26 protein-coding genes and 1 other annotated feature are annotated in these 23,484 nt (G+C 35.8%); of the genes, 20 read left to right on the plus strand and 6 right to left on the minus strand.

From position 1 onward, the window contains the following. Window positions 1-14: 14 nt before the first annotated feature. Window positions 15-710: a GNAT family N-acetyltransferase gene (locus MKX67_RS06075; protein WP_342489259.1), complete on the plus strand. Its 696-nt coding sequence runs from the start codon at window positions 15-17 to the stop codon at window positions 708-710. 51 nt (window positions 711-761) lie between these two features. Beyond that, window positions 762-994 (plus strand) — a binding site (T-box leader). Window positions 995-1,149: 155 nt separating this feature from the next. Further along, complete coding sequence (aspS, locus tag MKX67_RS06080; protein ID WP_342489260.1) at window positions 1,150-2,415, plus strand: aspartate--tRNA(Asn) ligase; 1,266 nt, start codon at window positions 1,150-1,152, stop codon at window positions 2,413-2,415. Window positions 2,416-2,500: 85 nt separating this feature from the next. On the opposite strand, the gene MKX67_RS06085 is transcribed toward aspS, so the two are convergent. The 3 genes from MKX67_RS06085 to MKX67_RS06095 all read right to left on the minus strand — a co-directional run bounded on the left by MKX67_RS06085 (window position 2,501) and on the right by MKX67_RS06095 (window position 5,836). Further along, a complete protein-coding gene (locus MKX67_RS06085; RefSeq protein WP_095370175.1) occupies window positions 2,501-3,352 on the minus strand; it encodes a methyl-accepting chemotaxis protein in 852 nt (283 codons plus the stop codon). Window positions 3,353-3,371: 19 nt separating this feature from the next. Continuing rightward, on the minus strand, window positions 3,372-4,832 hold the full coding sequence (locus tag MKX67_RS06090; RefSeq protein ID WP_095370174.1) for an aldehyde dehydrogenase family protein: 1,461 nt from the start codon (window positions 4,830-4,832) through the stop codon (window positions 3,372-3,374). A gap of 125 nt (window positions 4,833-4,957) precedes the next feature. Continuing rightward, window positions 4,958-5,836, minus strand: a complete 879-nt coding sequence (locus MKX67_RS06095; protein WP_342489034.1) for a LysR family transcriptional regulator — start codon at window positions 5,834-5,836, stop codon at window positions 4,958-4,960. A 111-nt stretch (window positions 5,837-5,947) separates the two neighbouring features. On the opposite strand from MKX67_RS06095, the gene MKX67_RS06100 reads away from it, so the two are divergent. Together MKX67_RS06100 and MKX67_RS06105 are read left to right on the plus strand one after the other, a co-directional pair. Then, window positions 5,948-7,033, plus strand: coding sequence for a citrate synthase/methylcitrate synthase (locus MKX67_RS06100; protein WP_342489035.1), 1,086 nt, complete (start codon window positions 5,948-5,950; stop codon window positions 7,031-7,033). Between the two features lie 145 nt (window positions 7,034-7,178). Then, window positions 7,179-7,445: a hypothetical protein gene (locus MKX67_RS06105; RefSeq protein ID WP_342489036.1), complete on the plus strand. Its 267-nt coding sequence runs from the start codon at window positions 7,179-7,181 to the stop codon at window positions 7,443-7,445. A gap of 7 nt (window positions 7,446-7,452) precedes the next feature. On the opposite strand, the gene MKX67_RS06110 is transcribed toward MKX67_RS06105, so the two are convergent. After that, window positions 7,453-7,962, minus strand: coding sequence for a DUF6241 domain-containing protein (locus MKX67_RS06110; protein WP_224935203.1), 510 nt, complete (start codon window positions 7,960-7,962; stop codon window positions 7,453-7,455). 175 nt (window positions 7,963-8,137) lie between these two features. Here MKX67_RS06110 and MKX67_RS06115 point away from each other — a divergent pair, with 175 nt between their 5' ends. The 12 genes from MKX67_RS06115 (at window position 8,138) to MKX67_RS06170 (ending at window position 18,415) form a co-directional block, all read left to right on the plus strand. After that, window positions 8,138-8,560: a MarR family transcriptional regulator gene (locus tag MKX67_RS06115; RefSeq protein ID WP_224935207.1), complete on the plus strand. Its 423-nt coding sequence runs from the start codon at window positions 8,138-8,140 to the stop codon at window positions 8,558-8,560. Further along, a complete protein-coding gene (locus MKX67_RS06120; protein ID WP_095370168.1) occupies window positions 8,544-8,891 on the plus strand; it encodes a DUF3147 family protein in 348 nt (115 codons plus the stop codon). Before MKX67_RS06115 ends, MKX67_RS06120 begins: the two co-directional genes overlap by 17 nt. Window positions 8,892-8,996: 105 nt before the next feature. Further along, the gene (locus tag MKX67_RS06125) at window positions 8,997-9,716 is read left to right on the plus strand and encodes a YebC/PmpR family DNA-binding transcriptional regulator (protein ID WP_095370167.1); all 720 of its coding nucleotides are present in this window, start codon (window positions 8,997-8,999) and stop codon (window positions 9,714-9,716) included. A 222-nt stretch (window positions 9,717-9,938) separates the two neighbouring features. Further along, window positions 9,939-10,202 carry a CD3324 family protein gene (locus MKX67_RS06130; RefSeq protein WP_224935213.1) on the plus strand — a complete coding sequence of 88 codons (264 nt, stop codon included), beginning with the start codon at window positions 9,939-9,941 and terminating at the stop codon, window positions 10,200-10,202. A gap of 101 nt (window positions 10,203-10,303) precedes the next feature. Beyond that, window positions 10,304-10,945 (plus strand): FusB/FusC family EF-G-binding protein, encoded by a 642-nt coding sequence (locus MKX67_RS06135; protein WP_342489038.1) that lies wholly within the window; start codon window positions 10,304-10,306, stop codon window positions 10,943-10,945. 380 nt (window positions 10,946-11,325) lie between these two features. Continuing rightward, window positions 11,326-12,306 carry an iron ABC transporter permease gene (locus tag MKX67_RS06140; protein WP_224935726.1) on the plus strand — a complete coding sequence of 327 codons (981 nt, stop codon included), beginning with the start codon at window positions 11,326-11,328 and terminating at the stop codon, window positions 12,304-12,306. Continuing rightward, complete coding sequence (locus tag MKX67_RS06145; protein ID WP_342489039.1) at window positions 12,299-13,306, plus strand: iron ABC transporter permease; 1,008 nt, start codon at window positions 12,299-12,301, stop codon at window positions 13,304-13,306. Before MKX67_RS06140 ends, MKX67_RS06145 begins: the two co-directional genes overlap by 8 nt. Window positions 13,307-13,323: 17 nt before the next feature. After that, window positions 13,324-14,100, plus strand: a complete 777-nt coding sequence (locus MKX67_RS06150; RefSeq protein ID WP_342489040.1) for an alpha/beta hydrolase-fold protein — start codon at window positions 13,324-13,326, stop codon at window positions 14,098-14,100. A gap of 131 nt (window positions 14,101-14,231) precedes the next feature. Next, entirely contained in the window at window positions 14,232-15,332 is a 1,101-nt protein-coding gene (locus tag MKX67_RS06155; protein ID WP_342489041.1) for an endospore germination permease, read from the plus strand. Further along, window positions 15,310-16,800 carry a spore germination protein gene (locus MKX67_RS06160; protein WP_342489042.1) on the plus strand — a complete coding sequence of 497 codons (1,491 nt, stop codon included), beginning with the start codon at window positions 15,310-15,312 and terminating at the stop codon, window positions 16,798-16,800. Before MKX67_RS06155 ends, MKX67_RS06160 begins: the two co-directional genes overlap by 23 nt. Beyond that, a complete protein-coding gene (locus MKX67_RS06165; RefSeq protein WP_342489043.1) occupies window positions 16,797-17,933 on the plus strand; it encodes a Ger(x)C family spore germination protein in 1,137 nt (378 codons plus the stop codon). The genes MKX67_RS06160 and MKX67_RS06165 overlap by 4 nt, the downstream gene beginning before the upstream one ends. 26 nt (window positions 17,934-17,959) lie before the next feature. Further along, window positions 17,960-18,415, plus strand: a complete 456-nt coding sequence (locus tag MKX67_RS06170; RefSeq protein ID WP_224935237.1) for an NUDIX domain-containing protein — start codon at window positions 17,960-17,962, stop codon at window positions 18,413-18,415. Between the two features lie 46 nt (window positions 18,416-18,461). On the opposite strand, the gene MKX67_RS06175 is transcribed toward MKX67_RS06170, so the two are convergent. Further along, entirely contained in the window at window positions 18,462-18,752 is a 291-nt protein-coding gene (locus tag MKX67_RS06175; protein WP_095370159.1) for an AbrB/MazE/SpoVT family DNA-binding domain-containing protein, read from the minus strand. Between the two features lie 292 nt (window positions 18,753-19,044). Here MKX67_RS06175 and MKX67_RS06180 point away from each other — a divergent pair, with 292 nt between their 5' ends. The 4 genes from MKX67_RS06180 to MKX67_RS06195 all read left to right on the plus strand — a co-directional run bounded on the left by MKX67_RS06180 (window position 19,045) and on the right by MKX67_RS06195 (window position 22,277). Continuing rightward, window positions 19,045-20,022 (plus strand): ring-cleaving dioxygenase, encoded by a 978-nt coding sequence (locus tag MKX67_RS06180; RefSeq protein WP_342489044.1) that lies wholly within the window; start codon window positions 19,045-19,047, stop codon window positions 20,020-20,022. A 344-nt stretch (window positions 20,023-20,366) separates the two neighbouring features. Next, window positions 20,367-21,533: a TraB/GumN family protein gene (locus MKX67_RS06185; protein ID WP_095370158.1), complete on the plus strand. Its 1,167-nt coding sequence runs from the start codon at window positions 20,367-20,369 to the stop codon at window positions 21,531-21,533. Window positions 21,534-21,577: 44 nt separating this feature from the next. Next, window positions 21,578-21,763, plus strand: coding sequence for a hypothetical protein (locus MKX67_RS06190; RefSeq protein WP_342489045.1), 186 nt, complete (start codon window positions 21,578-21,580; stop codon window positions 21,761-21,763). 127 nt (window positions 21,764-21,890) lie between these two features. Further along, window positions 21,891-22,277 carry a hypothetical protein gene (locus MKX67_RS06195; protein ID WP_307317619.1) on the plus strand — a complete coding sequence of 129 codons (387 nt, stop codon included), beginning with the start codon at window positions 21,891-21,893 and terminating at the stop codon, window positions 22,275-22,277. A gap of 121 nt (window positions 22,278-22,398) precedes the next feature. Here the strand turns inward: MKX67_RS06195 and MKX67_RS06200 are convergent, their stop codons facing one another. Then, window positions 22,399-23,331: an aldo/keto reductase gene (locus MKX67_RS06200; RefSeq protein ID WP_251162923.1), complete on the minus strand. Its 933-nt coding sequence runs from the start codon at window positions 23,329-23,331 to the stop codon at window positions 22,399-22,401. Window positions 23,332-23,484: the final 153 nt, after the last annotated feature.

A 23,484-nucleotide genomic window follows, 5' to 3' on the forward strand; every position in this document is an offset into this window, starting at 1 on the left:
GATTGAATGTAATCATGAGAGAAATGACAAAGCAAGGCCCATCTTATGAAGTTACAAATCTAGAAGAACAGCATATTGAACAAATTTTACAATTGCAACAAAAGGTTATCCATGCCCTTCCGGATAAAAAAGTATTACAGCCTTTAGCGAAAGAGGAGTTCCTCAATATTTTAAGGGGAAATGGAAAAATGGTTGGTGCTTGGGTCAAAGAGCAATTAATTGCCTTTCGCGCATTGCTAGTTCCACCTGAAAATGATCCTGAGCACCTTGGTCTAGATGCTGGTGTAACGGATTTATCCACGGTTATCTATCAAGAAATATCTAATGTAGATCCTATGTATAGAGGGAATAAATTACAGCAAAAGCTTGCTCAAATTTTAATGGAACAATTGAAAAAAGAATCACATCAGTATAGATATGTTTGTTGTACAGTCGCTCCTTTTAATTACCCTTCACTTAAGGATAAGTTTGCCCAAGATATGCAAATCATTGATCTTAAGGAGAAATATGGGGGTAGCCTTCGCTATGTTTTTATGAAAGATTTGCAAGCTGCTAAAGTTGTCCAACAAGGAGAAGTGATTGAAATAAAGATGGATGATATCACCAAACAACAGCAATATTTACAGTCTGGTTGGCGCGGGGTGAAAATGACCATAGCAGAACAGGAGACAAAAGTGGTTTACGCCCGTTTTAATGAGGTAGATTTATAAACGAAATAGTTTGACATTTAGGGTGAAGCGATGTATCTTAAATAATAATATTCGAGAGCGTTGAGTTGGAGGAGTAGTCTGACACCCTTATCTATAAGAGAGCTGCTTATTTTAGCTGAAAGAGTGGCGATAAGGAGTTAGATGAAAGACACCAATGAGTTCCATCTGAAAAGTTTTTACTAAGTAGGCGTGGACGGTGGCCACCGTTAACGGGCATATAAGAGATTACATTGAATGATGTAATAATTAGGGTGGTACCGCGAGAACCGAGCCTCGTCCCTTCTGGGATGAAGCTCGGTTTTTTTGTGTGATAAGAAAGGGGTGATTCACATGGATAGTGATGATGACGATAACGACGATACAAACAAAATAATAAGGAGTGTGAATGATGATGGTCAAGATCAATGATGGAATAAGCCGTGTGAATTGCTCCGATGTAATGAAACATGTGAACAGAAAGATTACACTATGTGGGTGGGTTCACCGTGTTAGACATTTAGGAAGAATTACTTTCTTACAGTTACGGGATCGTAGTGGCATCATTCAATGTGTATTAGAGAATGAATTGGCTGAAATGAAACTTTCATTAGAGTCAGTTATTTCTGTACAGGGTCTTGTTGTAAAGACAATGAAAACCGATACGGGTGTAGAGGTAATTGTTGATAAGCTTCAGTTATTAAACACTGCTAATGCACCCTTACCAATTGAATTAAATCAAAAAGAATTAGATGTCCACATGGACACATTATTGAATAATCGTGTTTTATCACTACGGAACCATAAAGAGCATCTCATGTTTAATATAAAGTCAGCAATTGTTGACGCCTTTTCATCTTTTTTACGAAATGAGGATTTTATCCAAATTTTCACGCCGAAAATTGTAGCAGCGGGTGCGGAAGGAGGGGCGAACCTTTTCTCAATAGACTATTTTAATCAACCTGCTTATTTAGGGCAATCACCACAATTTTATAAGCAAATGATGGTAGCAGCAGGATATGAACGAGTTTTTGAAGTGGCTCCTGTTTATCGAGCGGAAGAACATGCGACATCTAGACATTTAAATGAATACATTTCTCTTGATTTAGAGATGGGTTTTGTATTTTCAAGCAAAGAGTTGATGGAATTAGAGGAGAATCTATTACGTTTTATTTTTAACACCATTCGGGATCGTTATCAAAAAGAGCTGCAAGAAGTTGGTGTAACAATTCCTTTAATTGAAAGAATACCCAGTATATCACTTCATGAAGCAAAGCAAATTTTAGCTCATGAATATCATAAATCCACTAGTGAGATGGAAGATTTGGATCCTGAAGGAGAACGCTTAATTTGTCAGTATTTTTCTGAAAAGGAAAACAGTGAATTAGTTTTTATCACACATTATCCAAAGGCAGTTAGACCTATGTATGCCAAGCCATTAGAAAATCACTCCTTATACACAGATTCTTTTGATTTATTGTTTAAAGGGATAGAGATTACAACTGGCGGCTTGAGGATTCATGATTATCAAGAATTAATCTCTTCAATAGAAGAAAATCACTTAAAAGTGGCAGATTTTGAAAGTTATACGAATGTTTTTAAGTACGGTATGCCACCACATGGCGGTCTTGCAATAGGCTTAGAGCGACTGACAGCTAAAATAATGAATCGACCTAATGTCCGCTTTGCGTCAGCATTCCCGCGAGATCGGCATCGATTAACCCCATAAGAAAATGCACGAACAAATGCTAATGGTATAAGTATTTGTTCGTGCTTCTTTATAGAAGGCAAGCTATGACATGACAGAAAGAATATCAATCGCTATCTACTGTCGTATCAGCCATCTCCACTAAATGTTGAGCGTTGCGACTAATTTCTTGAATCGTCGCTGAAAACTCCTGAATGGAGGCTGCTTGGGTATCTGTTAATTGATGAATTTGTGAGAAAGATTGATTAAGCTCAGTGAGTAACCCCGCTATACTTTTCGTAATTTGATCTATTTGCGAAACATGGTCTTTACTATTACTTGCAAGCTTACGAATCTCTTCCGCTACTACAGAGAATCCTCTTCCAGCGTCCCCAGCTCGTGCTGCTTCAATTGCTGCATTTAAACCTAAAAGGTTACTTTGATCAGAAATACTTTTTACAGCAGTGGATATTTTTCCGATTTCATCTGCACTATGGCTAACAGTCCCCATTTGTGAAGACATATCAGTCACTTTATCTGCAAGAATAGTCACTGATTTACTTATCTCTTCAATGGCTGCAGCTGTTTGTTCTGATACTGCTGAAAGACTTTCTGCTACATCGAAGAGCTGATTGGACTTTTCTAAACTAATTCCAATACCTACTCCACCGATTACTTCACCCTTCTCATTATGAAGGGGGATGGCTTTTGCAATAAGGGGAAAACCGAATAATTCTTTTGGTACCATCGATGTTTTAGTGCTATTTGTACGTATGGATTCTGTAATAATGTCACCGTCAATTAGAGGGTCCCCTGGAGAGACATTTAATGAAAATGTCTTCCCTGGATAATTAATGATTAATTTCTCTGTATCATATATACCAATAGTGATATCATCATGAATTAATGTATTTAAGTAAGGTGCTACCTTTAGAAAAGCGTCCATTACGTTTATTGATTGCTGTTCTGTTTCAATCATCTTTTTATCTCCCTAATTATTAATATGGCAATTGTCTTTGACTATAATTAACAGAAATCCATTTCATTGTTGTAAACTCATCTAAACTCCAATCTCCATTTAATCGACCAAGTCCGGATTGTTTTTCACCACCAAAAGCAACAATAGGCTCATCGTTAATCGTAACATCATTTACATGAATCATACCCGTGTGAATTCTTTTTGCCATTTCAACACCGCGTTCTACATTGGCAGTATGAAGCGCCCCGCTTAATCCGAGTTGTGTATTGTTGGCAATATTAATAGCATCTTCTTCTGTATCAAAAGTCATAATACAAACAACAGGACCAAAGAGTTCTTTTTGTGCGACTGTCATTTCAGGTGTCACATTTGTTAAAATCGTTGGTGCAACTAAATTCCCGCTAATTTCTCCTAATAGGATAGGTTCTGCACCTTCTTGAATGCCCGTATGAATTAAATCCTCTAATGTTGATGCTTGTCGTTTGTTAATAACAGGACCGATAACGGTTTCAGGGTCGCTAGGATCCCCGACTTTAAGTGCTGCTACCTTTTCTTTAAATTTGTTCATAAACGTTGGGTAAATTGATTTTTGAACGAGAATACGATTCGCAGACATACAAATTTGTCCTTGGTGTGTGAAACGGCTAAATGTTGCTGCATTAACGGCATAATCAATATCTGCATCTTCCATGACGATAAAAGCACTATTACCGCCTAACTCTAGTAAAGGTTTTTTAAAGTTCTTCACTGCTACTTGACCGATGTAACTACCTACTGTAGTAGAACCGGTAAAAGAAATGATTCTTGGAATCGGATGTTCTACAAAGCCATCGCCAATTTCCTTAATATCACATAATACAACATTTAGTAATCCTTTAGGGACACCAGCTTCTTCAAATATCTTTCCTATTAATGTACCACCAGTTACCATTGAATCTTCATGAGGTTTGAGGACTACTCCACATCCCGCGCCAAGTGCAGGAGCAACTGATTTCATAGAAAGGAAGAAAGGAAAGTTAAATGGACTAATGACTCCAACCACACCAGCTGGAACACGATATAATCTATTTTCTTTATGGTCTTCTGTAGACGGCAGAATTTTACCTTCCATACGAAGTGGGTAAGTGGCTGCCTCTTTAATCATATTTTTTACAAGGCCAATTTCAAAAGCCGCTTTTAATCGAGTACCTCCAAGTTCAGCAATAATTAACTGGACAATTTCTTCTTCATGTGAGTCGATAATGGCTACCGCTTTTTCTAATATGTCTCGTTTTTTATAGGGGTTGACACGATCCCATTCTAGCTTTGCCTTAGCACTTGCTTGATATGCTTCATCAATATCTTCTAATGTAGCACCATTTACTTCTGCAAGGATGTCTTCATTAAATGGATTAATATTTTGTAAGAGAGTTTGACTTTTTCCTTGGCGCCATTCTCCATTTATAAACTGCTTATTTAATACTGATAATTGAAAACTCATGGAATAACCTCCTTAGAATATATGAATCTAAGATGTTTATCGACTATAAGAGTCGAAAATGATAGTTAGTAAATGTAAAATATATAGGTAATTATATCTAATGTTGTTCATGTTTCGTTGAATTGTCACAAACGGTAGTTTTGTAAATATTTCATGAAATCCATTTGTTGGTTATTTTCTTTTTTCATCCAAGCGTACGTATGGGCTTGGGGTAATGTAATATTTGATTGGGGGACTTCTAATAACCATCCTTCCATTAATTCTCTTCTTACAGTGGACAGCGGTAAATAGGAAACACCCAATCCCTCAATAATGAACCGTTTAGAAATGTGTATTTGCGATACTTTCATTGTTTTGATAAAGGCATACTGATAGTGAAGATCATTTTTTAGTTTAGACCAGTATATGGGATGATTGTCGGTTATTAAAAGATGATGAAATAAAATATCTTCCTCTTCCAATGGTGGTGCGCTCTCAGCATCTTTTCCATCATGCGCGATGATTAATTTAACATCTTCAGAGTATAGTATTTGATATTGCACCTCTCTTGAATTAGGCAGATTACAGCTCAAGCCGATATCAATATCCTCTTCGAAGAGCGCTTTTTCCATTTCCTCGGATTCTAGTACATGTACAGCTACTTCAACAAATGGATGCTTGCGCATATAATTTTTTAATGCGAAAGGTAGAATCGTATCAGCGATAATAGGAGAAATTCCTATGCTTAGCGAGGAAGTATATCCTTGCGTATAATGACTAAGTGCTTTTTTACCCTCTTCAAAACTTGCTAGAATTTGTTTAGCATACGGAAGAAATTGTTTCCCGGCCTTTGTTAAACGCATGGAACGTCCCTCTTTCTTGAAAAGAGTGGTTGCTAATGCTTTTTCTAAATGACGGATATGAACAGTAACTGACGGTTGCGAAATATAAAGAGCTTCTGCTGTTTGTCTATAGTTTAAATAGTTTGCTGCTGTAATAAAGGTTTTTAACCATTGGAACTCCAATTTCTTCACCATCCTATCAATTAATATTATTAAATGAATTAATAAAAAATATTTAATTTTCTTAATTATACAACGAGCGTATACTAAAAAAAAGAAGAGAGGAGAATGAAAATGTTCAGGAAAGGCTTAAAGGGTATCGTTGCGGTTGAAACAAAAGTGGCTTCTGTAGATGGAGAAAAAGGAAGATTAACTTATCGAGGTTATGACGTTGGAGAATTGACGAAAACATTAACATTTGAAGAAGCAGCCTCTCTACTGTGGTATGGGGAATTGCCAACGGATAGGGAAGTGAAGGAGTGCATTCAAAAGATCAAAGATAATAGAGCATTAAGTCCTTTGCAATGGGAAGTGCTGCAGGCATTACCAAGAGATATGAGTTTAATGGATGTCATTCGAACGCTTATTTCATTAGAAGGTGACCAAACTTACAGCGGTCCCCCTACAGTGGAACAAGCGATCAAGCTAACAGCGGTAATTCCTACGATTATTGCTCACCGTACGAGACTATTAGCAAACAAAGATGTGGTCCATCCAGAGCTACAATTGTCACATGTTGAAAACTATTTATATATGCTTACTGGAAAAAAACCGTTAATAGCTCATGTTCAGGCATTAGAGACGTATATGATTTTAACGATGGAACACGGTATGAACGCATCAACATTTGCCGCTCGTGTGACCGCTTCTACTGAGTCAGATATCGTTTCTAGTATTGTAACAGCAATTGGTACAATGAAAGGACCACTACATGGTGGTGCGCCTACAGGTGTTATCGCATTATTAGAAGAATTGAAGGTTAGTAACGATAGAAAGAAAACGATTAAGCATAAGATACTAAGTGGTGAAAAATTAATGGGGTTTGGCCATCGTGTATATAAAACGGTTGATCCAAGAGCCGAGGCTTTAAAAGAAAAGTTACTATCGATGCAAGTAGAGGATTCTTGGCTTCATTTTGCAATTGAAGTTGAAAAAGAAGTGGTTACAATACTTGCTGAGTTAAAACCTGATAGAAAACTATATACCAATGTTGAATTTTACGCAACAGCAATTATGAGAGCGCTCTCTATGGATCCTACTCTTTTTACGCCCACCTTCACTGCTGCTAGAATGGTAGGCTGGACAGCACATATTCTTGAACAAGCTGAAGATAATGTCATTTTTAGACCACAATCGACGTATGTTGGATCGGAAAAATAATCTCTGTATGGAAATGACAAAATAGTTGCCAGGAAAATGGGCAACTATTTTTGTGTGATTTTACATTGTTACCCATATATTAATGATTTAGAATAAAATATATTAAGCGTATGTAATCTTGAAAATGATGGATGGGAGGGAAGGGATGAAGTATATTTATTCTTTTAGTGTGTTTATATTGGTTTTGTTCATGTGTTTTTATTTAGTTGCTACAAGCATTGTAGGTAGTTATCTTATTGGTGATGAGTTGTATAAGAATCATCTTATTTTTCCAACTGCACCAGATGGAACACCTACTGTGGTGGATCAAGCGTTGTATGCATTTAAAGTTTCAGGCTATCCCTATTATGCCCTTCTCTGCTTTATGATGATTATATTTACTCTGTATAGAAAAAAGAGGAAAAGTAAGTAGTTACGATTTATTCAAAATACTTCTCAATAAAAGCTTCTTCTTCTTCTGGGGATAAGATTCCAGTTGCCTTACCAATTGTGCCATTTTGCAATGACCAGAAATAATTGTGGTCATTATCTACATTAGAGAAATCCCCTTTGCTCCATTTATCTAAAATAGTTAAAAGCTCTTCTTCATGTTCAAATTGATTGTTTTCAATCGTTTTTTTCACTTCTTCAATTGCTTGTTCTGACATTCGAACAGAACCCCACTTTTCACTTGCCTTGACTTTTTGATGTGTCATTTTATGCATCACATCAATTACTTCACTTTGAGTCGAATTTGTACTTAATCCAGTGTTTTCCGTATAGGCATTCATATCCCCATCTATACTAGCTTTTCTTGATGCTTTATTTGAAGTATCACCCTGAAGATTAGCTACTGAAAGAGAATCATTACTGAGATAACTTGCAGTAAACCAGCCTCCGCTAATAATCACAAAGCCACTTATTATAATAATTACGAGCCATTTTTTCATATTAATTTAATCCCCTTTCATAGTAGGAAGGTTTGTGAAGGTGGAAACTTTCTTAGAGAATTGATTGTAATACAGATTATTGTGAATATTTTACCATAACTTAAAAACATTTGTATATTTATCGTATTATACGATATAATCTTATTATAAGATGAAAAAGAATGAGGTTGATTATATGAATCCAACTGAACTAAATAAATACTGGACAGACATCTATTTTTACTTACGTTATCAAAATCAAAACGAGGATAAGATATCCCATCAAGGTGTAAGGATTTTGCAGCTTTTAGATAAGTGTGAACATATTGGAATAAAAGAAGTAGCGAAGAATATTGACGTCTCACACAATACTGCGTCTGAACATGTGAAGAGATTAATTCATAAGTCATGGATACATAAAGAAAGATCAACAGTAGATGAGAGAATGGTTATATTAAGGCTAACTGAACAAGGGAGGCAAGTACTAAAGAGAAATGCGAATCTTGACGAAGGAAAATTAGCGCAAATTCTCGCTAGTATGACGCCTTCGGAGAAACAAATCATTGATTCTGCCTTACACTTATTAAGTGAGCGAGCGAAAAATGCAACTAATAGTTAAAATACTTCTTTCAGCAATCATTATTGGCGTTGTTACAGAAATGGCTAAACGTTTTCCTACATATGGTGGTGTCATTGCTGCATTGCCACTTGTCAGTTTATTAAGCCTTATTTGGCTCTGGGTAGAAAAAAATGATACAGGAGTGATGAGTGAATTCACACTTGGGGTTCTTTTAGGTTTACCAAGTACGATAGTGCTTTTGGCTATTGTCTTTTTTTCGCTAAAGTCTGCTTTTTCTTTTGCTGTTTCTATTCTTTTCGGTGTCATAGGTTGGGCAGTTTTTCTCGGGGCACAATTTGTCTTACTTAACCTATGGAAAAACATTAATTAATCAACGAGCTTTTTTCTCTTAGCGGTTTGCGTTATAATAATCAATGAATATTTAGTGCATCTAAAAAAATGATGAGTAGATAAAAGTTGAAAGAGAGTGGGACATATGGGCCGTAAATGGAATAATATAAAAGATAAGAAAGCGGCAAAGGACGCCAATAATAGCCGTATTTATACGAAATTTGCCCTTGAAATCTATGTAGTGGCAAGACAAGGGGAACCTGATCCTGAATCGAATCAGGCATTAAAACAAGTGTTGGAACGTGCAAAAACATATAATGTACCGAGAAATATTATCGACCGCGCGATTGATAAAGCGAAGGGTGGCGGGGAAGAAAAGTATGATGAGCTTCGTTACGAAGGATTTGGTCCTGGAGGTAGTATGATTATTGTTGATGCCCTTACCAATAATGTCAATCGCACAGCATCAAATGTGCGCGCTGCATTTGGTAAGAATGGTGGAAATATGGGTGTAAGTGGCTCTGTTTCTTATATGTTTGATGCAACAGCTGTTTTTGGTTTAGAAGGAAAAACAGCGGATGAAGTGTTAGAAATATTGATGGAAGCGGATATTGATGTGCGTGACCTTCTTGAAGAAGAAGAATCAGTGATTGTTTATGCAGAACCTGACCAATTCCATGCTGTGCAAGAGGCGCTAAAAGGTGCTGGCATTGAAGAGTTTACAGTTGCAGAACAAACAATGTTACCACAAACAGAAGTGAACTTAGAGGAAGAACAACTTGCGCAATTTGACAAATTAATTGATGCCCTAGAAGATTTAGATGATGTACAACGTGTTTACCATAATGTAGACATGAGTGAATAAATATAAATGATGGATGCGATTTTTTGTTTCGCATCCATTTTATTCTATTTTTAGGAGGTGGTCACAACATGCAAATCACCTTTTTGCTAAATAATGAAACAGCTCACGCAAAGCCTATAGAGAAGGCGATACTTTGTGTGAGGTAGAATAAATGCAATCGCCATGTCTCTTCATTAGGCTTTGCGTCCTTATTATCTACAAACAATAAGGAGCGAGCGTAAGATGAGATATCAAAAAGCAAAGAATGTGTTGCCACCTGAATTATTAAAAGAGATACAAAAATATATTCAAGGTGAATCGATTTATATCCCTAAACCCCCTCACAATAAGGATGGTTGGGGAATGAAATCAGGTGCAAGACTCAAAATCAGTCAAAGAAATGAAGAGATTAGAGCTTCCTATAGTATGGGAAAAACAATGGATGAGCTAAGCGATGAATACTTTTTAGCTCACGAGACAATAAGGAAAATTATTTACACAAAATAAATGATTTATGCCGACTTTAATTTTTATTTAAATTCGGCATTTTTTTATGTTTACATATAGGGTAAATTAAGAAGGAAGAAACTAAGGCAGGAGTGAAAATAATGATAGCCTTTATGACCAATGAACAGTATAATCTTGTGAAAAAACAGGTGAATAAAATAATAAATGCCAAGTCCTCTGTCAATGATCCAACGATCTTAAAAACAGTAAAAACATTGGCATGGGAAGCGGTTCAGCAATCATTACCTGATATGGCGGAGGAGGAGGCTTCCTTACTGGGACAAATGCGATTGGTTGACGATCGATTAACTGCAGATAAATTCTTTCATGAATTAAAGCCCTATGTTATCCCCTTCCCAGCTCTGTCAGAAACGAAACTAAGGAAGTTATTTCCAAAGGTGAAGAAACTGAAGTTCCCATTAATTGATGCAGAAGATTATCAAACAATGACCTATCTATCTTGGGATGAAAAGGGTAGTCAGTACCGAATGATTGTTGCCCCATACGAACAAAGCTATATTGGTTTAAGAGGAACTTTCCAACCTTCTGAACAAAAAGGGCTTTGTCATATTTGTCACCGTTTTACAGATATAGGCATGTTCATAGTCGAGACAAAGGGTGAAGTCGTTGGTACCTTTACCAAAAGAGGTAATACGGTGTGTAAAGATATGAAAGATTGTAATCATCATGTAGAAACTTTGCTTCATTTGTCAAAATTTATTCGACATATAACAGGAAAATAGATAAATGTAGCGAAATACTTAAGTGGATATTGATTTGATTTTTAAGCGGCACTTCAGCGATGAAGTTGCCGTTTTTCTTTTGGTTGAGAAAATATAATTGTCTAGTAATAAGCGCACATGCTGAAGGCTTGTATAGGCTAACAGTATGTGTTTGTTACTTTAAGGTATGAGAAGATTCAATTTTTTCTCTTTTTCTCTTGTCAATCGGGAGATGTTTTATTATAGTAAATGATAACGATTATCATTTTCGTTAAGAGTTGAGGTGGATTTTTTACATAGAAACAAAGACGGTAGTATCTTGACTATTTCTATACATTTTAATAGAAAAATAAATAAAAAGAGTTGTGGGGATTGTGAAGAATAAAACAAGATTAGCAAAAATGATTATATTGATATCACCTATACTTATGATAATAACAACTATTTTATCTGTTATTTACGGAACTAAAGGGATATCTTTTTCAACGATTTGGGAAGCTTTTACTGCATACGATGAAGGTAATACGGATCATGCGATTATTATTACCTCAAGGTTGCCAAGGGTATTAACGGCCATGTTAGTTGGTGCATTTTTAGCTGTGTCAGGTGCGATTATGCAAGGAATGACAAGGAATTATTTAGCTTCTCCTTCCATTATGGGTGTAACAGATGGTTCTGCTTTTGTTATTACTATTTGCATGATTGTATTGCCGAATATGACTTCTATTGAAATGATACTGTTTTCAATGGTTGGCTCCGCATTAGGTGCAGGAATTGTCTATGGGTTTGGTTCTTTAATACCAAAAGGTTTAACACCCGTTCGATTAGCGATTATTGGAACCGTCATAGGTACCTTTTTATCAAGTACTTCTGCTGCATTAGCATCTTATTTTCAAATTTCACAAGATGTTAGTTTTTGGTATAATGCCAAACTTCATCAAGTAGATGTAGATACATTTCTTTTGGCCATTCCATTTGGTGTCATTGGTTTGATTATCGCTCTCATCACGTCTGGACATATTACCATTCTTTCTCTAGGAGAAGAAATTGCTGTTACTTTGGGGCAAAAGACGAAATGGGTGAAAGCACTTGCTTTATTGGCAGTCATTTGTCTGACTGGGACAGCAGTAGCCCTCGTTGGTAAGGTTGGTTTTGTAGGGTTAATTATTCCTCATATTGCAAGATTTTTAGTTGGTGTGGATTATAGATGGCTCATTCCATCTTCCGCAATAATTGGGGCGATATTTCTAGCAGTATGTGATATCATTAGCCGGTTTGTCAATCATCCGTTCGAGACACCAATTGGTGTTGTGACAGCACTCATAGGAGTGCCATTCTTCCTCTACCTGATTTATAAGAGAGGGGGAGAAAAGCATGCGTAAAACCGTTCTTATTGCGATTGTTTTATGTATTCTTATTTTAGTGAGTGCTTATGTCAGCTTAGTTTATGGAGTTATAAATGTAAATTTTACTGATGTCATCCATACTTTATTCCGTATTGATCCGTCTGATCAGCTTGATTTAGTTATTTTTGATTTTCGCTTGCCTCGAATTGTCATTGGAGCACTTGTTGGATTTGGTTTAGGTATAGCAGGTACGGTCATTCAAGGTGTAACAAGGAATGGGTTGGCTGATTCCGGAATTCTAGGAATCAATGCTGGAGCAGGGGCTGCAATTGTTATATTTATGTTGTTTTTCCAAGGGCAGCTGGATTTAACTGGTTGGCTATCGATCATGATTATGCCGATTTTTGGATTGATTGGTGGACTACTTGCAGCGGTTATTATCTTTTTCTTCTCTTGGCAAAAGGGGACATTTGATACAGGTCGGTTAATTCTAACTGGTATTGCCATTAGTTCTGGTTTTGGTGCGCTTTCTATGTATATCTCTTTAAAAATGAATTCTTCTGATTATGAAATGGCTGCTGTTTGGGTATCTGGGAGTATTTATAATGCGAATTGGATTTATATTATTTCAATGATACCTTGGCTAGTTATTCTTATTCCATTAATCATCCGGAAAAGTTATTTATTAGATCTTTTTCGACTATCTGACATTAGTTCGAAGGGTGTAGGAGTACCTGTTGAACGTGAAAAGATTAAACTCATTATTTTAAGCATTGGGTTAATTAGTGCTTGTGTATCTGTTTCAGGAAATATTAGTTTCATTGGTTTAATGGCACCACATATTGCACGACAATTGGTAGGGATGAAGCATCAATTTATTTTACCGATTTCGGGCTTGATTGGTATGCTTCTTGTGGTCATTGCTGATTTTGTTGCCAAAAATGTGTTCACGCCAGTCGAATTGCCGGTAGGAATTGTCATATCAATGATTGGTGTACCATATTTCTTATATTTATTAGTCAAGCAAAAAAGATAATGATAGGGGATGGGAAAGTGTTACATGGAGAAATACAACAATGGACAGTACATTCTAAAACAAAGCAAGACTATGTCATATCAATTCATATGCCAGAGAATCCACCCCCATCTGAAGGCTATGGTGTTCTTTATGTACTTGATGGCGATGCCTATTTTCAGTTGATAAAGGAAGTTATTCGGCTGCAGGCGAAACGGTCTGCTAAAACAGGCGTATCTGAAGTGATTATTGTAGGTATAGGATATGGAGCTAAAGATTTTCATTCAAGGAGGGTCTTTGATTTTACCCCACCTGCAGAAAGTGATCATTTACCACTACGACCAGATGGTAGTGCTTGGGGAGATACTGGCGGAGCCGAACAGTTTAATGACTTTATAGAAAATGAGTTAAAACCAGTTATTAATAAAGAGTTTCCGGTTAATCAAGAGAATCAATCCTTATTTGGTCATTCTTTAGGTGGGTTATTCACATTAATGACGATGATGAATAATCCAACTTCTTATCACGCGTATTTCGCTTGTAGCCCTTCGATTTGGTGGAATGGTGAAGCTCTAATGCAAGAAGTGCCAGCTTTTATGGAAGAATTTGAACAAAGGCAGGAGAATCGCGATATCCGCCTTTTTCTGGCAGCAGGTGGGGACGAGAAGGAACATTTATTGATAGCTGTTAGAAAGTATTATGAGAAAATCAAGGAAATGGAACAACTGTCAGTTATCTATAAGGAAATAGAAGGAGAAAATCACGCTTCTATTATACCAACAGTATTGAGTACGGGTTTGAGATTTCTTCGGTAATTCTATAAAAAGGGGTTTTGTGATGTCTTTATCACAAAACCCCTTTTTAAATTGTTACGGTTGTAAAGTCAAATATGTTTTGGAATAAAAACCAACTTCTTCCCTCATATTAAGAAAAAGGGAGGTAAGAGATGATGGTTCGAAGTATTACCGCTTTAAATTCATTTCCTGTTTTGGGCCTTGCCATTGGTTTGATGACCCATGTAATTGTATTGCCCTCTGTCTTAAGCGTGGCAGGACGTAGCGCTTGGATTAGTTTAATGATAGCTGGAAGTCTTTATATTATTTGGATTCCTCTCATTTACATAATAATAAAGAAAACAGGGCAACAAAACCTGATGAACTGGTTAAAATCCAACAGTCCTCCAATTGCGTATAATGCTATTCGAGCACTGATTTTATTTCTTTTATTCATCAATGTATTTGTTACATTATATACAACTTTTTCGTGGGTGAATACTAATTATATGATACAAACACCTAAGTATGTTTTATTTATCATTTTAATCATTCTTTGTTTATTAGCTGCACTCTCAGGTATAAAAGCTATTACGATTGCTAGTGGAATTCTATTTCCTATCGTTTGTTTTCTTGGTTTTTTTATTATGATAGCCAATTTTAAGTTTAAGGACTATTCGTTACTTTTTCCCATTTTTGAAGAGGGATGGGCTCCTATTCTAATAGGTGTTGTTATTTTATCAGGAGGGCTTTTGGAGATTTTTTTGTTAGTTTTATTACAGCATCATATTCGTGATAACATCTCTTTAAAATTTTTCATTCCGATATGTATTTTCTTCGTCTTTGTTAATTTTGGCCCTTTAATTGGTGCAATTACTGAATTTGGTCCAGCACAAGCATCAGAATTAGTGCACCCTGCTTATGCACAATGGCGTTTAATTACTTTAGGGAAATTTTTGAATAAGTTAGATTTCCTTTCTATTTATCAATGGCTTTCTGGTGCGTTTATTCGTATTAGCTTGTCTATCTTTATCATTGGGGATTTATTTCATTTTAAGACGCAAAAAAGGAAAGTGATTTTATTGATTAGTGTGTGTCTTTTTTTAATAATCGGCCTATCTTTACCAATTGATGGACCGACTTATAAAATCATGATTGATCATTACTTTTTTTCTATTACAGTTATTGGGATTCTACTTGTGACGCTCAGTATTCATCTAATCCTATTCATTAAAGGAAGAGTGGAAAAAAATGAAAACGCGATTAAACAATAAGAAAAGACTGCCGAAAACTGATAAATTGGATGAGCAATACTTAAGGCAGCAATTCGCAATCAATGGCGACGTGCAATTTGTTAATTATTCGTTTCAATATTATCCACAACCAGGGAAAGTGGTTGTTCTCTTTTCTGAAGTAATGATCGATAAAGGTAAATTAAGTGAGGCTTTAGGTAGGTTAGAAGAAAGTTTTTTAGAAGACAGGCGCCTAGAAGAAAAAAGAGAAGAGAATGAGCAATTACTTATGTATCAAGTGAATGTTGAGGAAGAAGATAAAGAATCAATAGCAGAAGATATTTATTCTGGCATGGTTTTTGTCCTAGTAGAAGAATTAGATAAAATGTTCAAATTTGAACTGCCTCAAATTCCTAATCGTTCACCAGAAGAGTCCAATTCGGAATTATCTTTTCGTGGACCAAGAGATGGATTTGTGGAAGACTTGCATATTAACCTTGCGTTAATAAGAAAACGGTATAAAACCTCAACCTTAGTAAATGAAGCAATTGAGATAGGGGTACGAGGGAAAACAAAAATTAGTTTATTATATGTGAAAGATATAATAAAGGAGCAATATGTTATTGATTTAAAAAGTCAGCTAGCAAAAATAGAAACAGATGTGATCATTAGTACGACCGATTTAGAAGAGGTATTGTCAGGTAAGTACTATACTCTTTTTCCCTTGTTTAATTATACCGGACGCCCTGATAACGTAGTTACTAATCTAGATTTAGGTAGATTTGTCATTATTGTGGATGGTTGTCCTACTGTAATGGTTGGTCCAACTACATTATTTTCAGTATTAAAAACACCGGAAGATCGCTTCACAGAATATTATTATACGAATATGCAAATGTTTTTTAGGTTAACTGGTCTTGTCATATCAAGTATTTTGCCAGGATTTTATGTTGCTATGATTTCCTTTCATATGGATCAATTGCCTTTCCCATTTTTGGCGACTATCACAGTTTCGCGAATGGGATTACCATTATCACCACCGTTAGAGGCATTTTTAGTCTTAGCTTTATTTGAGTTATTTAAGGAAGCAGGTAATACTCTTCCTAGGGCTATCGGACAAACATTAACGGTCGTAGGGGGGCTAATCATTGGTGATGCAGCAATAAGGGGTGGTTTAACAGCTCCCACCATGCTTGTTATTGCTGGTGTCACTTCTGTTGCTGCATATACCCTTGTTAACCAGTCACTCGGTGCCTCCTTAAGCCTTGTACGTTTCTTTATCTTGCTTTTCTCAGCGGTGCTCGGTTTATTTGGCTTTTTTATCAGTATTTTTTCAGTGATATTATATTTATCTAGACTAGAGATGTTTGGTTTGCCTTATTTAGCTCCACTTTCTCCTTTGTCATTTAAAGATACATTTGCAAGTATTTTAGAAAAACCTTATCTTTTACGAAAAAAAAGGTCAAGTACTATGCGACCTAAGGATGACACGAAGGGTAGGCTAAAATGAAAAAAATCCTTATACCTATTATCGTATGTGCTCTTCTATTAAGTGGTTGTTGGGATGAAAAGGACATTGTGGAAATGCAATATATAACCGCCATTGGCATTGATTATGATAAGGAAAAAGACGATTATATATTGTACGCACAGGTAGTATCTTTTGCAGGTGTAGCAAAGTCGGAGCAAGCAGAAACAGTGCCGTCGAAGGTCTGGGTTGCTAAAGGTCAAGGAAAATCAATGGAAGCTGCTATAAATATGATTTACGATAAATCCAATCAAATAGTATACTGGGCACATATAGGAATCATTATTTTTCATGAACGATTACTGCAACATGGGATTGATCAAATAAGTGATAGTTTGGCTCGTTTTCAACAGATACGGGAAACTAACTGGATGTATGGCACGAAAGATTCGATTGAGGATATCCTACTAGTAACAAGTCTCTTTAGCTCCGCGGTTCAAACAACACTTTTTAATCCAGAGGAAGCTTATCATGTACACTCTATCATTTCACCTATCAGAATGCATCGGTTCTATTCAGATTTTACTGAGAAAGCTACCACCACAAAACTACCGATGATATCAGTAAAAGAGGATGTTTGGAAAACTAAGGGAGCAACAAATGATTCAGCTAAAAGCTCTGGAGTCTTCCTTTTAAAGGAGAAGAAATATTTAGGTAGTTTACCCATAAGTCAATTTAGAGGCTTACGTTGGGTAACAAAGACAACAAAAAGGTCTCCGTTAAGAATCAAATTGGAAAATAATGATGAAGTAAATATCATTATTACCCAATTAGACCCGCATTTGAAAATAAATAAGTTAGACAAAGATACATTTGATATCGATATTAATGCAAATGGTGGGATCATTGAGGTTCAAAAAGAAATTTCGTTACCCATTCTGAAGGAAAAAATTATCGAAAAAATGGAGGAGGAAATTAGAGAGACCTATGAGAATGCTTTAAATATAAAGGCGGACATATATAATCTTGAAGAACTTGTGTTTAGGAAAGATTATGACCGTTGGAAGCATGATTACAAAGGAAGGTTTACCCTAACAGAAAATTCCATTGCGAATATTAATATAGATATTACTATTACGAAAACAGGAGAGTACGATTATCAATTTTCTTATTAAGATTGGGAGAGGGGAAGCAAGAAGAAATGGAATACTATAAAAAGATAAGAGAGTTTGTAGGTAAGGAGCCATTACTTTTACCTGGAGCTGTTGTTGTTATTGTGAATGACCGAAATGAGATTTTACTACAACAAAGGCCGGAGTCTCTTTGGGGCTTACCCGGAGGATTAATGGACTTAGGTGAAAGTATGGAGGAAGTAGCGAAAAGGGAAGTAAGAGAGGAAACGGGGCTTGTTGTCGAGAATCTTTCGTTTGTTCAGTTGTTTTCAGGTAAGGAATTCTTTGTACGTACAAAAAACGGTGATCAGTTTTATGCCATTACTGCGGTTTATATGACAAATGACTATAGTGGGGAATTAACTACAAATAGTGATGAAACCTTGTCTGCACAATTCTTTCCTATTGATCAGCTTCCAAGTGAATTAATCGAGAATTATCAAAAGTATATAGAACCAGTTAAACAATTATTAAAGCAACCATAAAAAACAAGGCTCTCATTATACTTGAGGAGCCTAGTTTCTTAATCGCCTATTTAAAATGTAACAGTGATTGTTTGTTTCTAATTTCTGTTATGAGTGACTCTGCGGCTTTTCTACTAAGTACAATTTTCCCGTCAGCTAGCACTAAATTATCATTCTCGATTTCACCCGTTATTTGACAAGCTTTACTGGCATTATACTTTTGTAATATAATTCGATCGTTTTCAACGAATATTTCAAGTGGATCCTTCTCATAAATTTCTAAAGTATTTCTTAGTTCCTTTGGAATGACTATTCTCCCTAATTCATCAACTTTACGAACAATGCCTGTGCTTTTCAAAATGACTACCTCCTATTAATGGTTGTGGATTCCACTTATTTTTTTTAATAGTTAAATATTATACAATGTTAGCAAAAATCCTTTATTAAACTGGTTACATTTATATTACTATTTTTATCGTTTTTGTCATAAAAGTTTTTTTCTGTAAAATGGCATAGAGCAATGATGATAATAGGTTGACAGAAAATCGAATTCGTGATAATTTTATCTCAAGTTAAAGATATTTTAATTCAAGATATTTAAATACTTTTAAATAATTATGTAGATATTAATTTGAGAAGGGAATGATTCGATGTTCGGTATAAAAGGCGTTCATCATGTAACTGCGATTACTAGTAGTGCAGAAAAGAATTATCAATTTTTCACCTATACTTTAGGGATGAGATTAGTGAAAAAGACTGTCAATCAAGATGATATTCAAACATATCATTTGTTTTTCGCAGATGATACGGGAAGTCCTGGAACAGATATGACTTTCTTCGATTTCCCTAATATACCCAAAGGTGTTCATGGTACAAATGAAATTTTTCAAACATCTTTCCGTGTACCTAGTGATCAGGCATTGGCTTATTGGGTGAAAAGGTTTGACCGGTTAAATGTTGCCCATAGCGGTATACAAGAGCAATTTGGCAAAAGAGTTTTGCCGTTTGTTGATTTTGATGATCAGCAGTATCAGCTTATTTCAGATGAAAATAATAAAGGTGTCGAAGCTGGGACACCGTGGCAAAATGGTCCTATTCCTTTAGAGTATGCGATTACTGGCCTTGGTCCGGTCTTTGTACGTGTATCTAATATTGATTATTTTAAAGAAATGCTGATGAAAGTATTAGAGTTTAGAGAAATTGCCCAAGAAGGTGACTTGTACTTATTTGAAGTTGGCGAAGGTGGTAATGGTGCACAAGTAATTGTTGAGTATAATACCGTTTTACCGATGGCACGCCAAGGATACGGTACCGTCCATCATGCTGCTTTTAGAGTGGAAGATAGGGAAGCTATTGATCATTGGACTGGGAGAATGGCGCAATTTGGCTACCAATCATCAGGTTTTATTGACCGTTTCTTCTTCGGCTCTTTGTATACAAGAGTTGCACCGCAAATTCTATTTGAGCTGGCAACAGACGGTCCAGGGTTTATGGGAGATGAACCATATGAGACACTAGGTGAATCGTTGTCACTGCCACCATTCTTCGAATCTAAAAGAGAACAAATTGAAGGCCTAGTCAGACCAATCGATACAGTTCGAAGTACAATTGACTTTAAAAAAGAATGACGCACTCTATGAGTATTAATTAGGATTAAGCAAACGCGATCTCATTTGATCGCGTTTTTTAATTTCGTTAAAATTAATTATGCTTAAAACAATACATACTTATCTGAGTTGATTATTTTTCAAGATGATACATAACACCCACCAATTAATAGGGATACTATTCATATGTTTTATCTAATTTGTGTGAAATACAATATTTATAACTAAAAGGAATAAGGGAATAACATGGAGGAGTGTTTTTTCAAAGAAATAAGAGAAATCAATTTTCATTTTGCATTTTCTAGTTTAGTATGGTTATATGTATAAAAAGTACGGTTAGGTTAGATGAAGGGGAAGATCGTTGCATGTCAGAAGAAAATATCACGAGAATACATATGTATGATAAAGAATATATCCTTATTGGTACAGCACATATATCCAAAAATAGTGCGGAGCAAGTAAAAGAAGTGATTGAAAGAGAGCAGCCTGACTCCGTATGTATTGAATTAGATAAAGGTAGATATGAGTCTATTACAGAAGGAAATAAATGGAAAGACATGGATATTTTTAAGGTGATTAAAGAAAAGAAAGCAACACTTTTATTAATGAATCTTGCTATCTCCTCTTTTCAAAATCGTATGGCTAAACAATTCGGAATTAAAGCAGGACAAGAGATGATTCAAGGCATTGAATCTGCTAAGGAAACCGGAGCAAAGCTTGTGTTAGCTGATAGAAATATCCAAATTACGTTTTCTCGTATCTGGAGAGGACTGGGTTTTAAGGGAAAAGCAATGTTACTTTCACAAGTATTTGCCGGTATATTTAGCAATGAAACGATAACTGAAGAAGAATTAGAAAAAATGAAAAATCAAGACTCAATTGATTCCATTTTAAATGATTTTACTGAGGTATTCCCACAATTAAAAGTACCTTTAATTGATGAACGCGATCAATATTTGGCAGAAAAAATAAAGAATGCGCCCGGTGAAAAGGTTGTTGCTGTATTAGGAGCAGCTCATGTTCCAGGTATTAAAAGGGAATTTGAGAAAAAACATGATCTCAAGAAATTAACGGAAGTACCACCAAAATCAAAAGCGCCAAAAGTAATTGGCTGGATGATTCCAGTAGCAATTTTAGTCCTTATTGTTCTTACTTTTCTCATGAATCCATCGGCTGGAGTACAACAAACAATTAGTTGGGCCCTTTGGAATGGAGGGCTCGCTGCTCTAGGGGCTGCTATTGCATTTGGACATCCTCTTACAATATTATCAGCATTTATTGCTGCGCCATTTACATCTTTAAGTCCGTTGTTGGCTGTAGGTTGGATCGCCGGATTTGTCCAAGCATTCATTAAGCGTCCGAACGTTCGCGATTTCGAAAACCTCTCGGAAGATGTATTTACATTGAAAGGGTTTTGGAATAATAAAGTAACTAGGATTCTCCTCATTATTGTGCTATCCAATCTCGGTAGCTCATTAGGAACTTTTATTGGCGGAGCAGATGTCATTCGTTTATTTATTGATCATTTATAAGTTATACTAGAATTAGTAATGTTCATTGAAAGGAAGTATGACGTTTGAAGAAATTCCCAACAATTATTATTGTTGCTATTGTAGTTGCGATAATAGCGTTTAATATGCTGGAAGCTGATTCAGCAGAATTAGTATTACGTGATCGAACGTTGATTTCAGCTGGTGCAGGTGTTTTGTCCGGAACCATTATGTGGATTCTTTTAATACTTGATAAAAAAGATAAAAAGTAATGTAAGAGCGCCTTTTCTTTTGAAAGGCGTTTTTTTATATGGGCTTTAGTTGTGATGTTCTCTTTTTGTCATAACAGTTGAGGTTGGTCAATACAATGAAATAACAACGAATGAAAGAGGGGACAGCATGAATACGAATAGGGTGATTACCAATGAAGTACTTGTACGCTATGCGGAGCTCAGCAGATTAAAAAAACAAATTGATGAAGAGTTAGGTGCTATGAAAAAAGTATTCAATGAATACTTTGATCAAGCGGTAGGGAGAAACGAAAAAGGTGAACTCATCCTCTCCCAATATAAATTACAGCGTCAAATTAGGGTGAAAGAGCAGTACGATAGAGAGAAGACGGTAAACAAATTAGAATCTATTAATCAGCATCAACTTATTCAAAAAATACCAGATGAGAAGAGAATTCAGTCTGCACTAGATTTAGAAATTATCGATGATAAAGATTTATCTGACTGTAAAACCACACAATATACGAAGGTGATTGTCGTTAAAGCAAAGGAATGAGGAGAAAAGATATATGGGATTTAGCATAGTTTAAAATATGTATTTTACACGAACAAATCCATTTTTTTGAATTTGTTCGTGTATTCGGTATTGTTCTGACTATTTTTTGAACCGGCTTGTCTTATTTAAAGATGGTAGAGATTTGCTCTATTTCTTCTCCGGAAAGTTGCACTTCTAATGTTTTTAAATTATTCAACACTTGCTCGGCTCTTTTAGCCCCTGGGATAATGGCGTCGATGCTGTCTTTTGTTAAATACCAGGCTAAAACTATATGGGCGACTTCCACATTTTTCGCTTGGGCAATACCTCGTAATTCATCTACTTTTGCTAAGTTATCTTCAAAAACCTCTTTTTGAAAATGTGGGGAGTTAGCACGCAAGTCACTGAATGTTGTATTTTTATCGTATTTCCCTGCTAATAAGCCAGATGCTAGTGGAAAATAAGGTATGAATGAAATATTGTTTTCTTTTGTATAAGGAAGTAAGTCTGCCTCGGCGTTTCTCTGTAATAAATTGTATTCCCCTTGGTATACATCTACATAACCATCTTTATTGGCTTCTTTTAATTGATCAATAGAAAAATTAGATACGCCAATAGCTCTTATTTTTCCCGCGTCTTTCAGTTCTTTCAACGCTCCAACTGCTTCGTCTTTTGGTGTTGATTCATCAGGAAAATGAATGTAATAAAGGTCAATATAGTCAGTTTGGAGTCTACGTAAGCTATCGTCTACAGATTGTTTTAAGAAACTGGGACTGTTATCCATCACCACATCTTCTTTAACGAATTTATGAGCGCCCTTGGTCGCAATGACTGCTTCTTCACGTTTGCCTCTTTCTTGTAAAACCTCCCCAATGAGTTCCTCTGACCGCTCAGGCCCGTAAATAAAGGCTGTGTCAAGAAGGTTCACGCCATTATTCAATGCTTCATGAACCAGTTTTTTTCCTTGTGCTTCATCAAGGTTGGAGTATAAATTATGTCCACCCACTGCATTTGTTCCAAGACCAATAGGATTAACAAAAAGTCCAGATTTACCTAATTGTTGTTTCGACTTCATTTACTTCACTCCTTCTTTTAAGTTAATCTGATCATAACAAATAATGTTAAGATAACAAAGAAATGCGTTTGTCATTCTTTCTTTTAAGTTGACATCTACTTGACATGAAGCAGAACGATAATGAATAGTAAAACATACGTCAGGAGATTATGG

The sequence above is a fragment of the Cytobacillus sp. FSL W7-1323 genome (assembly GCF_038595015.1).
Taxonomy (GTDB): Bacteria; Bacillota; Bacilli; order Bacillales; family Cytobacillaceae; genus Cytobacillus; species Cytobacillus kochii.

Excerpts from the sequence above, each read along its gene's own strand:
- MKX67_RS06075 (WP_342489259.1), top strand. The coding sequence starts at position 15 with ATGAGAGAAATGACAAAGCAAGGCCCATCTTATGAAGTTACAAATCTA.
- aspS (WP_342489260.1), top strand. The coding sequence starts at position 1,150 with ATGAAACATGTGAACAGAAAGATTACACTATGTGGGTGGGTTCACCGT.
- MKX67_RS06085 (WP_095370175.1), bottom strand. The coding sequence starts at position 3,352 with ATGATTGAAACAGAACAGCAATCAATAAACGTAATGGACGCTTTTCTA.
- MKX67_RS06090 (WP_095370174.1), bottom strand. The coding sequence starts at position 4,832 with ATGAGTTTTCAATTATCAGTATTAAATAAGCAGTTTATAAATGGAGAA.
- MKX67_RS06100 (WP_342489035.1), top strand. The coding sequence starts at position 5,948 with ATGTTCAGGAAAGGCTTAAAGGGTATCGTTGCGGTTGAAACAAAAGTG.
- MKX67_RS06105 (WP_342489036.1), top strand. The coding sequence starts at position 7,179 with ATGAAGTATATTTATTCTTTTAGTGTGTTTATATTGGTTTTGTTCATG.
- MKX67_RS06110 (WP_224935203.1), bottom strand. The coding sequence starts at position 7,962 with ATGAAAAAATGGCTCGTAATTATTATAATAAGTGGCTTTGTGATTATT.
- MKX67_RS06115 (WP_224935207.1), top strand. The coding sequence starts at position 8,138 with ATGAATCCAACTGAACTAAATAAATACTGGACAGACATCTATTTTTAC.
- MKX67_RS06120 (WP_095370168.1), top strand. The coding sequence starts at position 8,544 with ATGCAACTAATAGTTAAAATACTTCTTTCAGCAATCATTATTGGCGTT.
- MKX67_RS06125 (WP_095370167.1), top strand. The coding sequence starts at position 8,997 with ATGGGCCGTAAATGGAATAATATAAAAGATAAGAAAGCGGCAAAGGAC.
- MKX67_RS06130 (WP_224935213.1), top strand. The coding sequence starts at position 9,939 with ATGAGATATCAAAAAGCAAAGAATGTGTTGCCACCTGAATTATTAAAA.
- MKX67_RS06135 (WP_342489038.1), top strand. The coding sequence starts at position 10,304 with ATGATAGCCTTTATGACCAATGAACAGTATAATCTTGTGAAAAAACAG.
- MKX67_RS06140 (WP_224935726.1), top strand. The coding sequence starts at position 11,326 with ATGATTATATTGATATCACCTATACTTATGATAATAACAACTATTTTA.
- MKX67_RS06145 (WP_342489039.1), top strand. The coding sequence starts at position 12,299 with ATGCGTAAAACCGTTCTTATTGCGATTGTTTTATGTATTCTTATTTTA.
- MKX67_RS06155 (WP_342489041.1), top strand. The coding sequence starts at position 14,232 with ATGATGGTTCGAAGTATTACCGCTTTAAATTCATTTCCTGTTTTGGGC.
- MKX67_RS06160 (WP_342489042.1), top strand. The coding sequence starts at position 15,310 with ATGAAAACGCGATTAAACAATAAGAAAAGACTGCCGAAAACTGATAAA.
- MKX67_RS06165 (WP_342489043.1), top strand. The coding sequence starts at position 16,797 with ATGAAAAAAATCCTTATACCTATTATCGTATGTGCTCTTCTATTAAGT.
- MKX67_RS06170 (WP_224935237.1), top strand. The coding sequence starts at position 17,960 with ATGGAATACTATAAAAAGATAAGAGAGTTTGTAGGTAAGGAGCCATTA.
- MKX67_RS06180 (WP_342489044.1), top strand. The coding sequence starts at position 19,045 with ATGTTCGGTATAAAAGGCGTTCATCATGTAACTGCGATTACTAGTAGT.
- MKX67_RS06185 (WP_095370158.1), top strand. The coding sequence starts at position 20,367 with ATGTCAGAAGAAAATATCACGAGAATACATATGTATGATAAAGAATAT.
- MKX67_RS06195 (WP_307317619.1), top strand. The coding sequence starts at position 21,891 with ATGAATACGAATAGGGTGATTACCAATGAAGTACTTGTACGCTATGCG.
- MKX67_RS06200 (WP_251162923.1), bottom strand. The coding sequence starts at position 23,331 with ATGAAGTCGAAACAACAATTAGGTAAATCTGGACTTTTTGTTAATCCT.